Source organism: Azoarcus sp. KH32C (assembly GCF_000349945.1).
Taxonomy (GTDB): Bacteria; Pseudomonadota; Gammaproteobacteria; order Burkholderiales; family Rhodocyclaceae; genus Aromatoleum.
Genome location: NC_020516.1, coordinates 965,480 through 980,774, shown reverse-complemented (window position 1 = coordinate 980,774; position 15,295 = coordinate 965,480). Strand labels below are relative to the sequence as shown.

The window sequence follows — 15,295 nt, the reverse complement described above, 5'->3', positions numbered from 1 at the left end:
CGATATTTTGGGATTGGCTTATGTTTTCAGGCAAGACGTTGTTGATTACTGGTGGCACCGGCTCGTTTGGTAATGCCGTTCTGAAGCGGTTTTTGGATACGAATATTGACGAAATTCGCGTCTTCAGCCGCGACGAGAAGAAACAGGACGACATGCGCAAGCGTTACAACCACGCCAAGCTGAAGTTTTACATCGGCGACGTGCGCGACGAACGCAGCGTCGCCAGCGCATTGCGCGGGGTGGATTACGTGTTCCACGCGGCGGCGCTGAAACAGGTGCCGTCATGCGAGTTCCATCCGATGCAGGCCGTGCGCACGAACGTGCTGGGCACCGAAAACGTGCTCAATGGCGCGATTGCGGCCGGGGTGAAGCGCGTGGTGTGCCTGAGCACCGACAAGGCGGTGTATCCGATCAACGCGATGGGCATTTCCAAGGCGATGATGGAGAAGGTGATGGTGGCCGCCAGCCGCAATCTGGAAGGCACTGGCACTACGATCTGCGGCACGCGCTACGGCAACGTGATGGCATCGCGCGGCTCGGTGATTCCTCTGTTCGTGGAGCAGGTGCGGGCGGGCAAGCCGATCACGATCACTGACCCGACCATGACCCGCTTCATGATGACGCTCGCCGATGCGGTGGACCTCGTGTTGTACGCGTTCCAGCATGGCAACAACGGCGACATCTTCGTGCAGAAGGCGCCGGCCACGACGGTGGAGACTCTGGCGCGCGCGATCACCGGCTTGATGGGCAAGCCGGACCACCCGGTGCACATCATCGGCACCCGCCACGGCGAAAAGCTGTATGAGGCGCTGCTAAGCCGCGAGGAGCGCGCCTGCGCCGACGACATGGGCGAATACTTCCGCGTGCCCCCCGACGGGCGCGACCTGAACTACGCCAAGTTCGTGGACGAAGGCGAGGCAAAGTTGACGCAGACCACGCACGGCGAGGACTACAACTCACACAACACCACGCGCCTGGATATCGAGGGCATGACGAAGCTGCTGCTGAAGTTGGAAGGCATGCAGCGCATTGCGCGCGGTGAAGCGGCGGCGGTCGAGGAGTGCTGAGGCGATGAGGGTCCTGATCACCGGCGCCAACGGTTTTGTCGGCAAGAACCTGCGGCAGCATCTGGCCGAGCGCAAGGACGTGGAGGTGATGTGCTTCACCCGCGCGCAAGCGGTGGCCGATTTGCCCCGCCTGCTGCAGGGGGTGGACTTCGTGTTTCACCTCGCGGGCGAGAACCGCCCGCAGGACCCGCGCGCGTTTCTGACCGGCAATGCCGAACTGACCGCGGCACTGGTCGCGGCGGTGGACGCGGAGATGCAGGCGCGCGGTAAACTGCTGCCGATCGTCTACACGTCGTCGATCCAGGCGGCGCGCGACAACCCCTACGGCACCAGCAAGCGGATGGCAGAGGTGGCGCTGCAGGCTTTTGCGGCGCGCACCGGGGCCGCGGCGCACGTGTTCCGCCTGCCCAACGTGTTCGGCAAGTGGTGCAAGCCCGACTACAACTCGGCGGTGGCGACCTTCTGCCACAACATCGCGCGCGGCCTGCCCATCCGGATCAATGAGCCGGCGGCATCGGTGACGCTGGTGTACGTGGACGACGTGGTCGAGCGCTTCATCCAGGTCATGGACGGCGCCGATGCGGCGGTGGATGCCGAGGGCTTTGCGACGGTGACGCCGCAATACACCACCACGGTGGGCGAGATGGCGCGGTTGATCGAAACCTTCCGCGCGAGCCGCGACACGCTGATGACTGAGCGCGTGGGCACCGGCTTCGTTCGTGCGCTGTACGCCACCTATGTGAGCTACCTGCCGCCCGAATCCTTCGCCTACGCTGTGCCGCAGCACGGCGATGCGCGCGGCGTGTTCGTCGAGATGCTGAAGACACCCGACTGCGGGCAGTTCTCCTTCTTTACCGCACACCCCGGCATCACCCGTGGCGGCCATTACCACCACACGAAGACCGAGAAGTTCCTGGTGATCAAGGGCGAGGCACGCTTCAAGTTCCGCCACATGCAGACCGGTGAGACTCACGACCTGGTGACGCGCGGCGACAAGGCCGAGATTGTCGAAACCGTGCCGGGCTGGACGCACGACATCACGAACATCGGCAGCGAGGAGATGGTGGTGATGCTGTGGGCGAACGAAGTGTTCGACCGGGCGCGGCCGGATACCTACGCCTGCCCGTTGTAAAGGAAGAAGATGAAAAAACTTAAAGTCATGTCCGTGATCGGCACCCGGCCCGAGATTATTCGCCTGTCGCGCGTGCTGGCGGCGCTGGACGCGCATTGCGAACACGTGCTGGTGCATACCGGCCAGAACTACGATTACGAGCTGAACCAGGTCTTCTTCGACGACCTGGGGGTGCGAAAGCCGGATTTCTTTTTGAACAGTGCAGAAGGCAGCACCGGTGCCGCCAACACCATTGGCAACCTCATTACCGCGGTGGACGGTCTGCTGGCCCAAGTTCAGCCAGAGGCGATGCTGGTGTTGGGCGACACGAACAGTTGCCTGTCGGTGATCCCGGCCAAGCGGCGCAAGGTGCCCATCTTCCATATGGAGGCGGGCAATCGCTGCTTTGACCAGCGTGTGCCGGAGGAAACGAACCGCCGCATCGTCGACCACACGGCCGACATCAACCTCACCTACAGCACGATCGCGCGCGACTACCTGCTGCGCGAGGGCTTGCCGCCCGACCAGGTGATCAAGACGGGCAGCCCGATGTACGAGGTGCTGCGCCACTACCTGCCCCGGATCGAGGCGTCGGGTGCACTGGAGCGTCTGGGATTGTCGGTCGGGCAGTTTTTTGTGGTGAGCGCCCACCGCGAAGAGAACATCGAGTCCGACCGTAGCTTTGCCAAGTTGGTGCAGGTACTCAATGCCGTGGCCGAAGACCATGGTCTGCCGGTGGTGGTGTCGACCCACCCGCGCACCCAAAAGCGCGTGGACGCGACCGGGGCGCGCTTTCATCCGCTGGTGCGCCTGCTGAAGCCGCTGGGCTTTCACGACTATGTGAAGTTGCAGATGCGCGCCAGGGCCGTGTTGTCGGATAGCGGCACGATCAACGAGGAATCGTCGATCCTGAACTTTCCCGCACTGAACCTGCGTGAAGCCCACGAGCGCCCCGAAGGCATGGAAGAGGCGGCAGTGATGATGGTCGGGCTGGAGGTGGAACGGGTGCGCCAAGGGCTGGCCATTTTGCACAGTCAGCCGCGTGGCGCCGAGCGTGGCCTGCGGCTGGTGGCGGACTACGGCATGCCGAATGTCAGCGACAAGGTGGTGCGCATCATTCACAGCTATACGGACTACGTGAACCGCGTGGTGTGGAAGAAATATTGAGCGGCCACGGATGCGAATCGCACTGATTGCTGACACTTTCCCTCCCCTGCGCACGTCCGGGGCGGTGCAGTTGCGGGATTTGTCACGGGAATTTGCCCGGCAAGGGCATCGGCTGACGGTGATGCTCCCCGCGGCTGACCTGGATCACGACTGGCACCTGGAGGACACCGGCGGCGTGGAGGTACTCCGCCTGCGGGCCCCCCGCACCAAGGACATTGGCTATGTGCGGCGCACCCTGGGTGAGCTGGTGATGCCCTTCGCCATGCTGCGCAATGTGCGCAAGAGCCCGCTGGCGCGGGAAAGATGGGACGGCGTGGTGTGGTACGCCCCGTCGATTTTTCACGGGCCGTTGGCCAGCGCGCTGAAGCGCGCGAGTGGCTGCAAGGGCTACCTGATCGTCCGCGACATTTTTCCGGAGTGGGCGGTGGACATGGGCCTAATGGGGCGCGGCCTGCCCTACCGGTTTTTTGATGCCGTGGCGCGCTACCAGTACTCGGTGGCGGATGCGATCGGGGTGCAGACGCCGGGCAACCTGACCTACTTCGAGAAGTGGCGCCAACAATCTGGCCGTTCGCTGGAGGTGCTGCAGAACTGGCTGGACAAGCCTGCGCAAGCCCGGTGCACGATTCGCGTGGACGATACACCGCTCGCCGGGCGCAAGGTCTTCGTGTACGCGGGCAACATGGGCGTGGCGCAAGGCATGGACATCCTGCTCGACCTGGCGGAACGGCTGCGGCCACGGAGCGATGTCGGCTTCTTGTTCGTGGGACGTGGCAGCGACGCCGCACGATTGAAAGCCGCTGCGCAGACACGCGGGCTGACGAACGTGGTGTTCTTCGACGAGATCGACCCCGACGAGATTCCGGACCTGTACGCGCAGTGCAGCGTCGGCATTGTGGCGCTGGACCCGCGCCACAAGTCGCATAACATTCCCGGCAAATTCCTGACCTACATGCAAAGTGGCTTGCCGGCGCTGGCCAACGTCAACCGCGGCAATGATCTGGCGGCGTTGGTCCGTGATGAGAAGGTTGGCCAGGTGTGCGAGCGCAACGAGGTCAATGAACTGGTGAGGCTGGCTGAAGCGTTGTTGGAGCAGGTCGAAGCGGACCCCGCTCTCCCTACCCGTTGCCGGCAGTTGTTTGCGCGACAGTTTTCCGCTGAACAGGCGGTGCGGCAGATTGTGGGGGCGCTTGGTTGAGTACCACCATCGCGCCAAGCACTCAATCGTCGTCCGCATCACCGCACGCGTGACCAACGGCAGCAGCACCTCCCCCACTCCGTCACCGAGAACCTCGGTTCCTCACGCCTTCTCGGACTTGTATTCGTACTGGTAGTAACGGTAACTACCGTAACCGTAGGCCGACGCACGCTTCTCGACGCCGTTGAAGATGGCGCCCTTGATCTCGATGCCGTTCTGCGCGAAACGCCGCAGCGTCAGTTCGATCTCGCGTGCAGGGTTCATGCCGAAGCGGGTGACGATGAGGCTGGTGCCGGCGTGGCGTCCTACGACCGCGGCATCGGTGACTGCGAGCAGCGGCGGCGTGTCGACAATGACGAGGTCGAACTGCTTGCCGACTTCGTCGAGGAAGGCGGTGAAGTTCGCGTGCATCAGTAGTTCCGACGGGTTCGGCGGGATCTGGCCGCGCGGGATGAAGGAAAGATTCTCGACGGCCGAGTCGCGGATTGCCGTCGCGAGGTCGCAGCGCCGGACAAGGAGGTCGGACAGGCCGTTCTCGGCGTCGGTGCCGAGCAGCTTGTGCAGGTGGCCCTTGCGCATGTCCGCATCGACGAGCAGCACGCGCTGGCCGGCCTGGGCGACGATCGCGGCGAGGTTGGCGGAGATGAAGGACTTGCCGACCGCCGGACTGGGACCGGAAATCATGAGGCGGTTGTTATTTGCCTCGAGCATCGCGAAATGCAGGCTGGTGCGCAGGCTGCGAAGCGATTCCACGGCCAGGTCATGCGGATGCCTGACGGCGAGCAGCGACATATCCGCCGGGCGCCCCGGGGCACTGCGTCGGCTGTGCTGCAGAATGATCCTCTGCTGCTCGCTGAAGGGAACCGCGGCATACACCGGAAGGCCGAGTTGCTCGATGGCCTCGGGGCTTTCGAGACCGGGGTTGAGGGCACGGCGCACGAGCACGAAGCCAGTGCCGCTGATGGCGCCGAGCAGCGTCGCAACCAGCACGATCAGGGCCTTCTTCGGTTTGACCGCCTCGGCCAATGTGACGGCGGAATCGATGACTCGTGCATTGCCGACCGTTCCCGCGCGAACGACGTCGAGCTCCTGTGTCTTGTTGAGCAGCAGAGTGTAGATTTCAGTGCTGACCTTGACGTCGCGCGCGAGGCGCAACACCTCCTGCTGGGTTTCAGGCAGGTTCTGGATCTTGCCTGTGAGCGCGGCCTTTTGGCGCGTGAGCTCGGCGAGTTGGCTGACCAGGGCCTGGTAGCGCGGATGCTCGGGCGTGAGCTTGCGGTCCATCTCCGCCTGCTGCATCCGCAGGGTCGAGATCTGCGTTTCGAGCGCAACGGTCTGGTTGAGCACGGCCTGCGCTTCCATGCTGATGTCGACGGTGCGCGAGCGGGTCTGATAGGCATTGAGCGCGGACTCGGCCTTTTCCAGCTCCTTGCGCACCTGCGGCAACTGGCCACGGAGGAACTCGAGGCTGCTCGCTGCCTCGGCTGACATGCGCTCGACGTTCTGGCGCACGAACTGCTTGCTGATTTCGTCCAGGACCTCGGCGGCACGGCGCGGATCGCTGTCTTCGAGCGCCAGAGCGATGATGCCGGTATCCTTGCCGCGCTCGCTGACCTCAACGTTTTTCTGGTAATCACTCACGGTCTTGATGCGGTCCGCGCGACGCAGCCGGAAGCGTGTCCCGGGGCGCGCGGCGAGATCGCTGACGAGTATGCGGATTTCACCGGACTGCACTTCATCCCCGACCCGCCCTTCGAGAAGCGGCGCACCGTCGTCGTCGACGACGGCGTAGCGGCCATCCTCGCCGACGGTGAGTTCCAGATCGCGATCGATCAGGTAGGACGGGAGGTCGAAGCGGAACAGTTCGATCCGCTCTCCTCCCCACGCATAGCTGCTCAGGCCGAAGCGGGCCTCGGACACTTCCCCCGCCGCGGAAGGCTTGAAGCGGCGCGCGAACCACTTTCCGAGCAGCGGCAGCCGTACCGGTTGCGCGATGACGTCGAGCCTGAGGTTATCGACGGCCTTGCCGATAACGGAACGCGACTTGATGAGTTCGATTTCCGTGAGGGCCTTCGACTCCTTGCCGAGCATTTCGCCGACATCGGACAGGCCGGGAATGCCGGCCGCCTTCTTCTCTACCTGGACCATCGCGTCGGCGCGGTAGATCGGCGTCGCGAGGGTGCTATAGGCGATGCCGGCGACGCAGAAGGCCGCGGTGACACCGCCGATCAGCCACTTGTGATCGACGAGCGTGCCGAAAAGGCGGAGCAGGTCGATCTCGTCATCGTCTTCGGCAATCTGAGGTGCCAGTTTCTGTTGCTGCGGCATGGGTGCGGGCTTCATGAAGTTTCGGTATAGGAGGGCGGTCAGGCGCTGACGGTCGGGCATATCTTGCGGGCCCAGGCGGTCACGCTCTGATCGATGAGGACATAGGCGTGCTCGAAGGCGTCGCGATCCTTGCGGAAGGGGTCGGGGATTTCTGCATCGCCGAGCCACTTTCCGAGCAGAAAGGTCTTGCCGCGAACCTGCGGCACAGCGCCGACAATATCCTGCAGGTGGCGCTTTTCCATGACCAGGATCAGATCGGCCTGCGCGAGCATCGCCGGGGTAACCTGACGTGCGGCGTGCGGCGCGGGCGACTGCTCCTTCCCGGTCAGGATTTCGAGCGCGGTGGGGTCGATCGGTTTGCCGACGAGCGCTGCCAGCCCAGCCGATTCGACCGTGCAGCCGCTGCCTTCAAGCGCTTGGCGGAGGATGTGCTCGGCGGTCGGACTGCGGCAGATGTTGCCGACACAGACGACCAGGATGCGTTTGAAGAAAGGCTCGTTCGGCATCACTCGATGATCTTGCTGAAATTTTGATGGAACAGGTCGAGATTGCGGCCTTCGGTGAGCTCGAACAGCGGGAAGGCGCGGTCGAGACGCGCGCCACCGTCGCGCGTGAGCGGAGCGAAGGCGAGATCGGCGCGACGCATCGTCGATGTGGTCATGAGTTCGTCGAAGGGGATCGAGATGTAGATGCCTTTGTCGAAGCTGCCTTCGCCGAAGGCCTTCTTGGACGCGTCGGTGACGGTCGCCCAGGCGCCGAAGCGCACGCCATTGGAGAATTCGCGCGACAGGTCCAGCGTCACGCCGTAGTCGCCAGCGAGGTACCGCCCCGCGCTGACCTTGGCCAATACGTCGTGGACGCCGCGGTAGTAACCAGTGACATGGCCAGTTACGGTCCTGTAGTCGCGCAGGCTGAAGTCCTGCTCGAACCCGCGCTGCTTCACCGCATTGACGTCGACACCGAGCGCCCAGCGCTCGTTCATCGGCCGGTACAGCAGCTCGCCGCCGACACCCGCGAACATCGATTCGAGCAAGCCGCCATACATCATCCCGTATAGATCCTGGTCGAGCCGGCGCGCGTGGCCGAGCTGCAGATACGGCAGGATGACGTCCGAGCGTGTCCAGTACTCGCGCAGATTGGTCCTCACGCGCGGCAGCCCGCTGGGCGCGGTGTAATCGAAGCTGTCGAAGTTGTTCAGCAGGTTGGCGCTGATCCGCCCGGCCACCCAGGTGCCGGGGCTCAGCCGGTATTCGGCGTCGAAGTTGGCATTGAACTGGTACAGGATGAAATTGTCTGGCCCGCCCAGGTTCTGGCGGTAGCCGACGCTGGCACCGTAGGTGAGCGGCGACGCGCTGGCGCGATGAAGCTCGCGGTCCACGTGCGGCGACGGAGCGATGCGTTCGACGGTGCGCCGCAGATCTTCGAGCGCCTCGGCATCGCCATCCTGCCCTGCGGCGTCGCGGAAGCGGTCGCGCTTGATGCTCGTTTCGGTCAGTGGCATGCCGTAGCGCGTGTCGACGACGGTGAGCCAGTCGACATCGCCTGCGGCGTTTGCGTCGAGAATGCGCGCGGCCCGACCGATCGCCTTCGATGCGTGGAAATAGCGCGTCTGCTCGCCTTCGACTACGATCTCGCGCTCGCGCCGCGCGATCCGGCTGACGCGATAGCCGGCGTTGTCTTCGAGCGTGCGGGCGACCTGCGACCAGTCCTGGCCGGCCTCGGACGCCGGGCTCGGCGGCGGCGTCTTGCGCAATGGCGGCGCCGGCGGATCCATGAGCTTGGTCGGCGCGCTGCGCCGGCTCAGATTGGAATGGATGACGATGCCGATCATCGCGGTATTGCCGCGTTCCCAGCCTGCACGGACATCGATCCAGTCCGACAGCCGGTAGATAGCGCCGACGTTGAACGGCGACGCCTGCTCCTGACGGTTGTGCAGAGGCTCGTTGCGGTAGTCGTTCCCGTCGTATTCGAGCATCAGTTGTAGGCCGGGGACAGGCGTCTGCCACTGCACGCCACCGAACAACGATGCACGGCCGCGGAACCAGCTGCGGGCGTTGAATTCGCCGCCCTGCCCGCCTTGCGTACCATCGTGGCGGACATCGAAACGCTTGTCGATCCAGCTCAGGGGATTGTCGACACGGCCCGCGTTGCCGACGTAGCCCCAGCCCATGCCCAAACTGAGGTCGAGGTCCCCGAAACGCTTGCTCGCGGCCACATATTCGCCGGAGAAGAGGCCCGTTCCGGCAATGTCCCGTCCGCCGACCGAGACCTGAGGCCACAACGCATCCTCCTGGAGCAGGCGCAGCTTGAGGTCGAAGGCCTTGTCCTTGAAGCTCTGGTTGCCGCTAAGCGCGTCCGGACCATAGCGGCGGTTGTAGATGCTGGCGTAACGGAAGGTGCCTTCCAGCCAATCGAAGGGCTGCAGCGTGAAACCGAATCGGCCATACGGCGAGACGCGACTGTAGAACACGGCGAGTTCACCCGCCTCGGCCATGCGCGCCGATGGCATCTGCAGCAGGCCGATGCCGCCGAAATCGCCGGTTACCGGCATCGGGCCCGCCGGAAGCGCGTCTCCGGCACGCGCGCCGGCGCTTCCGGCGCATGCACCGGCGAATGCACCGGCGAGGGCCAGGGCGACGGCGAGCGGCGAGCGCGTCATCGCGCGCTCTCCGCTGAAGGAACCGGCTGCGTAGCAAGAAAACCGGCAAGCTCCTCGTTCAGACCTTCAGCACGGCCGCGGAGCGCCTTTCCGCTCAACGGCACGACGAGACGCGCCCCGGGTGCGAGCGCCTGGTCGCGATCCTGGTTCCACAGCGCCACGCCGCGCCGCAGGACCTGCCCGTCCGGCTGGACGATGTAGAGCCAGTCCGGGTCGGCGTGAGGATGCAGCGGACAGTCGGAACGATATTGCGTGGCCGAGCGCAGGCCGACGAAGGGCAACACGCAGTCGGCCTGCACCGCGCCGGTGACGGTCACGTCGACTGGACGGGAGGGAAAGACGAGTCGATCGCCGTCGCCGAGTCGGCGATTGCTGCGCGCCTCGAGTTCGACCCGCACCGGATCGAGCGTGTCGGTCCGGCGCCCGGTGACCGGCTGGGCACGCACTCGGTCGGCCAGACGCCCGGCGAGCTCACCGAGGTCGGCCTTGCCTTCGAGACGCGCGGCCTGCTCCACCACCGCCAGATCGAACAGCAGGCCGACCTTGAGTTCGCGCTGCGCGGCGATCGCATCCCGATGGAGCCACGCCGCGCCGAGCAGATAGGCATCCGGCTGCACATCCGCCGCACGCAGCGCGTCCAGTAGCCTCGCCTGCCCCGTCAGTGCCAGCACTCCCGGATGCGCGACCCTGCCCTCCACGGCCACCGCGACCTGCGCCGAGGCACCTCCCCCGACCAGCATCACCAACACGAAGAAAAGTTGCTGGATCGTACGCATCATCGCGACGCCTCCCGGCGGGGGCGCAACTGGGTAAGCCGGACGCTGAGGCCCGGAAACAGCGATTGCTCGCTGATGAAGACGAAACCATCCTGCGGATCGACCCAGTAGCGGTTGGTCGCCTCGAAGCCGGTGCCCTCACCCCTTAGATGCTCGTCGATATGGAGCAAGCTTCGCCGCTCGCCGAGAATTTCATGCTCCTCGATGCCGACGCGTTGAAAACGCGAGCGGATGCGCACCCCGTAGCGATAGCCGGGCATCCAATCGACTTCGCGGGTGCTGTAGGTGTCGGTTCCGATACGATGCAGACCAGCCACAAAAGGATCGGGTGACTGCCCGGATTCGGCGATGAAGCGCGTCCCTTCCAGATTCTCGGGAAAACCAGCGCTACGCCGAATGAGACCGTGCTCGATGACGAACACCTGCCGGCTCGACGTTACCCAGTACTCTTCAGATCCGGTGACTCGCCCGAGGACCATCACTGCCGCACCGAAGGGGCTATCGAGCCGGAGCTGATAACGCGGACGTGCCATGACGTCGTCGCGTTTCACGTTGAGTTCCGGCGGGGACGCGACACTCGCACGAAACGTGTCGACTGCGCCACGCATGAGCGGCGAGCAGGCGCTCAGCGCGCCTGCGGCAAACAACGCCGCAACCGGAACACGATAGGGAACCAAGATGCCGAAGCCGATTAGCGGACGCGAATGTCGTTTTCGATGCCAACGCCCGTTCTTAGGAGAGTGGCAGACGGCAGCAACTGGCTGATGAAGCGGTTCCAGCGCGTGATCCCGGCGGGCCCGACAAACACGACGTCCTGCGGCTGGAGCATGAAGCGCTCTGCGAGCACGAAGGCCACCGGCGACTTAGCATCGAGCTGGAACACCTTGGCGGTGTCGCGCTCGAGATCCTCGACGCCGCGGATCACGTAGATCGCCTTGCCGTCGGCGGTTTCCTGGCGCAGGCCACCAACACTGCCAATGACGTCCGAGAGGTTAAGGTCGCGTGTCTTGAACGGCAGGGCACGCGGCTGGCCGACTTCGCCCATGACATAGACGCGGCGGCGATCGTTATAGGCGAGATGGATCTGGTCGCCATCTTTCAGCTTAATGCCATCTAGATTCGCGCCGTTGCGATTGAGGGCATCGAGATCGAGGCGGTATTCGCGTCCATCACGCTTCAGGATGAGGCTGGACAAGTCCGCGTCGAGCGTCTTGACGCCGGCCTTGCCGACCGCCTCGAGCAGTGTGAGCGGCACCGACGTGATGGGCTGCTGGGTCGTGTCGTTGAACGCGCCGGACAGCACCACCTTGCGGCTCGCGTACTTGATGACCGCGACGTCCACCTGGGGCTTCGTGACGACCTTCGTCAACTGCCGCGCAATGGTGGCTCGCAATTCCTCTATCGTCAGGCCGGCGGCCTTGATTTCGCCAATATAAGGGTAGAACAGACTTCCATCCGGCCGCACGACCCGGCCATTCGCTTCCAGCGTTTGCTGCGGCCCCGAAGGCGCGGTCATCTCCGGGTGATCCCACACGGTGATGTGCAGAACATCGTTAGATCCGATGCGATACGAATCCGGGGAGTAGTCCAACAGGGCGCGAGGCACTTGGTCCGCCTTGCGTCCGGCCTCCTGTATTGCAAGGAGCTTGGGCGTGATGGACACCAGCTCCACCCGCGCATTCTCGGGAGACTGCTCGCCGGCAAACTGCGCGGTATCGAGATACTGGCCAGGAGCAAACGCACAGCCGTGAAGAAACACGCCGGCGACAAGTGCCGGGAGAACAACCGAGACGCGAAGCATGAAAGGAAACTACCGGAGGGATGCGTGAAACAAAATCACCCGCCCTGAAAATCGGCGGGTGATTGGCGTAGCAATATGAAGGCGCTGCTTATCTCGTACCGGTCGTACCGGTCGTGCCGCCGCCTCCGCCCGCAGCGCCGCCGGCAGCCGCGCCAACCGCGACGACACCGGCACCGATGGCCACGAGGCTCGTGGTAGAGAGCCCCGCAAGTCCGACCGCTTGAGCGGCGGTCGCCAACTCGCCGGATATGGCGGCGGCCGATGCGGCTTCCGACGCCGCAGCCCCTGCGGCCGTTTCAGCCCCCGCCGCTGCTTCAGTTCCCGCCGCCGAACCCGCAGACCCAGCCGAACTGGCCGACGCCGCCCCAGACTGCGCCGCTTGGGCTCCTGCCTGATCCTGGGCGTATGCGTTGGTGATGCCAATCAACCCGACAAGAACAGCACTGAAAACGATTTTCATGCTCGCTCCCTATTTGCAAGAATTTGTACATTTCAACTTGCAAGAGTACTAAATCCATACGCATGCCGCAAGGCAAATAACATTACAACGACAAGTACATCGGCCTATATCTCTTTAAAAATGAAGAGCATATCCGGACCGCGAATCGATCCACCGCCTAGATTCCGAGCACCTGCTTCACCGTCGGCCACTGCCGGCGGCTGACCGGCAGGCGCCCGGCATCATTGGCGAGCAAGATCTCCCAGTGCGCCTCGCCTTCCTGCTCGCCGGCGCGCTCGACGCCGACGACGGCGCTGCGCGCGACGAGGCAGTTGCGGTGGATGCGCAGGAATCGTCCGGCGAATTCGGTTTCGAGTTGCACCAGGGACTCGTCGAGCAGGTATTCGCGCTCGGCGGTGTGCGCGGTGACATACTTCAGCTCGGCACGCAGGAACAACACCTCGGCGATCGGCACGAGCAGGATCCGCCCGCGCTCGCTGACGCCGAAATGCTGGCGCGCGCCCGGTGCAATGCGCTGCAAGGCCTCATCGGCCGGCCGCAGGCTGCGTCGCGCCCGCGCAAGCGCCTCCGCGAGTCGCTCGGCCCTCACCGGTTTCAGCAGGTAATCCGCCGCCGCCAACTCGAAGGCCTGCACGGCGTACTGGTCGTACGCCGTCGTGAAGACCACGGCCGGTGGCCGCTCCAGGCGTCCCAGGTGGCGGGCAAGTTCGACCCCGTCCATCACCGGCATCCGGATGTCCGCCAACACGACATCGACCTCGCCGGCCTCGATCAGCCGCAGCGCCTCGACGCCGTTCGCCGCCATGCCGGCCAGCACCGTCGGCTGGGTCGCCGCGACGTCCCCCAGCAGATCGCGCAGGCGCGCCCTCGCCGGCGCCTCGTCATCGACGATCACCACCCGCAACACGCCTTCGTTCATCGCCACCTTTCCCCCTGTTTCGCGCACCCGCAGCCCTGGGACGCCCGCCGGAAGTCCCCCGGCTTTTGCTTTATACTTTCGGCCTTTTCCGCCAGTTGACCGCACGCGCGGCCATCATGGCGCACCCCGCCCGCGGCTGGAACTGCGCGACCTTCGCCCGGTCGGCCACGGCGCAGTCATCGCAAGACGGACATTATGACAGACACCACTTCCTCGCAGCCCGCCAAGGCCTGGTCCGGCCGCTTCACCGAACCGGTCTCCGACCTCGTCAAACGTTACACCGCCTCGGTGTTCTTCGACCAGCGCATGGCGCGCCAGGATATTCGCGGTTCGCTCGCGCACGCGAAGATGCTCGCCCGCCAGGGCATCATCGGCGCGCAGGACCTCGCCGACATCGAGCGCGGCATGGCGCAGATCCTCGACGAGATCGAGCGCGGCGAATTCGGCTGGAACCTCGATGACGAGGACGTGCACCTCAACATCGAAAAGCGCCTCACCGCGCTCGTCGGCGACGCCGGCAAGCGCCTGCACACCGGCCGCAGCCGCAACGACCAGGTCGCGACCGACATCCGCCTATGGCTGCGCGACGCGATCGACCAGATCCTCACGCTGATCGGCGACTTCCAGAAGAACCTGCTCGACGTCGCCGAAGCCAACGCCGCGACGCCGATGCCGGGCTTCACCCACCTGCAGGTCGCCCAGCCGGTGACCTTCGGCCATCACCTGATGGCCTACTTCGAGATGAGCCGCCGCGACGCCGAGCGCTTCGCCGACTGCCGCAAGCGCGTGAACCGCCTGCCACTGGGCAGCGCCGCGCTGGCCGGCACGAGCTACCCGATCGACCGCGAATTCGTCGCGCAGGAGCTCGGCTTCGACGAAGTCTGCTACAACTCGCTCGATGCCGTCAGCGACCGCGACTTCGCGATCGAGTTCTGCGCTGCGTCGTCGCTGCTGATGACCCACCTGTCGCGCTTCTCCGAGGAACTGATCCTGTGGATGAGCCCGCGCGTCGGCTTCATCGACCTCGCCGACCGCTTCTGCACCGGCAGCTCGATCATGCCGCAGAAGAAGAACCCGGACGTCCCCGAACTCGTGCGCGGCAAGACCGGCCGCGTCAACGGCAGCCTGATCTCGCTGCTGACGCTGATGAAGGGCCAGCCGCTTGCGTACAACAAGGACAACCAGGAAGACAAGGAACCGCTGTTCGACACGGCGGACACCGTCATCGACACGCTGCGCATTTACGCTGACATGATCACCGGCATCCGCGTGAAGGCCGATGCGATGCGCGACGCGCTGAAGCAGGGCTACGCGACCGCGACCGATCTCGCCGACTACCTCGTCAAGAAGGGCCTACCCTTCCGCGACGCCCACGAAGCCGTCGCCCTGGCGGTCCGCGCCGCCGACGTGAAGGGCTGCGACCTGCCGCAATTCTCGCTCGACGAGCTGCGGGCGGCGATGGCGCACGTGCCGGGAGCTCCCGAGCGCCTGCAGGACGATGTATTCGGCGTGCTCACCGTCGAAGGCTCGCTGGCCTCGCGCAACCACATCGGCGGCACCGCCCCCGAACAGGTCCGCGCCGCTGTCGCACGCGCCCGCGCCGCCCTGCAGTAAAGCTGTCCATGCCGCCGCCCGGCGGCATCCCCCTCGGTGCGCCGTCCGGCGCACCGAACGCTCCCGCATGAATCAATTCACGAAGGCCATGACAAACGGCTTGTTCGGGCCCTTCGCCTGAGCTAGGTTGGAAACGTGCGCCCCAGAAGCGCATTCCATCCGGAAGTGTCGGCGATTCTTACACTTCCAAGTACG

General features: G+C 64.8%; 13 protein-coding genes. 5 read left to right on the top strand and 8 right to left on the bottom strand.

What is annotated here, in order from left to right; all coding sequences use genetic code 11:
- Positions 1–20: 20 nt before the first annotated feature.
- Genes AZKH_RS04445 through AZKH_RS04430 form a run of 4 tightly spaced genes read left to right on the top strand, consistent with a single transcriptional unit; the run spans position 21 to position 4,543 of the window.
- Positions 21–1,067, top strand: a complete 1,047-nt coding sequence (locus AZKH_RS04445; RefSeq protein WP_015434543.1) for a polysaccharide biosynthesis protein — start codon at positions 21–23, stop codon at positions 1,065–1,067.
- A gap of 4 nt (positions 1,068–1,071) precedes the next feature.
- Positions 1,072–2,199, top strand: a complete 1,128-nt coding sequence (locus AZKH_RS04440) for an NAD-dependent epimerase/dehydratase family protein (RefSeq protein ID WP_015434542.1) — start codon at positions 1,072–1,074, stop codon at positions 2,197–2,199.
- Positions 2,200–2,208: 9 nt separating this feature from the next.
- Positions 2,209–3,345: a UDP-N-acetyl glucosamine 2-epimerase gene (locus tag AZKH_RS04435; RefSeq protein WP_015434541.1), complete on the top strand. Its 1,137-nt coding sequence runs from the start codon at positions 2,209–2,211 to the stop codon at positions 3,343–3,345.
- Positions 3,346–3,355: 10 nt separating this feature from the next.
- Positions 3,356–4,543: a glycosyltransferase family 4 protein gene (locus AZKH_RS04430; protein ID WP_015434540.1), complete on the top strand. Its 1,188-nt coding sequence runs from the start codon at positions 3,356–3,358 to the stop codon at positions 4,541–4,543.
- Positions 4,544–4,645: 102 nt separating this feature from the next.
- Here AZKH_RS04430 and AZKH_RS04425 read toward each other — a convergent pair whose 3' ends face one another.
- The 8 genes from AZKH_RS04425 to AZKH_RS04390 all read right to left on the bottom strand — a co-directional run bounded on the left by AZKH_RS04425 (position 4,646) and on the right by AZKH_RS04390 (position 13,486).
- Positions 4,646–6,886, bottom strand: coding sequence for a polysaccharide biosynthesis tyrosine autokinase (locus AZKH_RS04425; protein WP_041656845.1), 2,241 nt, complete (start codon positions 6,884–6,886; stop codon positions 4,646–4,648).
- A 23-nt stretch (positions 6,887–6,909) separates the two neighbouring features.
- Positions 6,910–7,377: a low molecular weight protein-tyrosine-phosphatase gene (locus tag AZKH_RS04420; protein ID WP_015434538.1), complete on the bottom strand. Its 468-nt coding sequence runs from the start codon at positions 7,375–7,377 to the stop codon at positions 6,910–6,912.
- Entirely contained in the window at positions 7,377–9,530 is a 2,154-nt protein-coding gene (locus AZKH_RS04415; protein WP_015434537.1) for a YjbH domain-containing protein, read from the bottom strand. Before AZKH_RS04415 ends, AZKH_RS04420 begins: the two co-directional genes overlap by 1 nt.
- A complete protein-coding gene (locus AZKH_RS04410) occupies positions 9,527–10,309 on the bottom strand; it encodes a capsule biosynthesis GfcC family protein (protein ID WP_015434536.1) in 783 nt (260 codons plus the stop codon). Before AZKH_RS04410 ends, AZKH_RS04415 begins: the two co-directional genes overlap by 4 nt.
- Positions 10,306–10,914: a YjbF family lipoprotein gene (locus AZKH_RS04405; RefSeq protein WP_255345700.1), complete on the bottom strand. Its 609-nt coding sequence runs from the start codon at positions 10,912–10,914 to the stop codon at positions 10,306–10,308. The genes AZKH_RS04410 and AZKH_RS04405 overlap by 4 nt, the downstream gene beginning before the upstream one ends.
- 83 nt (positions 10,915–10,997) lie before the next feature.
- Entirely contained in the window at positions 10,998–12,107 is a 1,110-nt protein-coding gene (locus AZKH_RS04400; protein WP_015434534.1) for a polysaccharide biosynthesis/export family protein, read from the bottom strand.
- A gap of 88 nt (positions 12,108–12,195) precedes the next feature.
- The gene (locus AZKH_RS26150; protein WP_051071640.1) at positions 12,196–12,567 is read right to left on the bottom strand and encodes a hypothetical protein; all 372 of its coding nucleotides are present in this window, start codon (positions 12,565–12,567) and stop codon (positions 12,196–12,198) included.
- 157 nt (positions 12,568–12,724) lie between these two features.
- A complete protein-coding gene (locus AZKH_RS04390; RefSeq protein ID WP_015434533.1) occupies positions 12,725–13,486 on the bottom strand; it encodes a LytTR family DNA-binding domain-containing protein in 762 nt (253 codons plus the stop codon).
- Between the two features lie 195 nt (positions 13,487–13,681).
- Between AZKH_RS04390 and argH the strand changes: the two genes are divergently transcribed.
- A complete protein-coding gene (gene argH / locus AZKH_RS04385; protein ID WP_015434532.1) occupies positions 13,682–15,100 on the top strand; it encodes an argininosuccinate lyase in 1,419 nt (472 codons plus the stop codon).
- Positions 15,101–15,295: the final 195 nt, after the last annotated feature.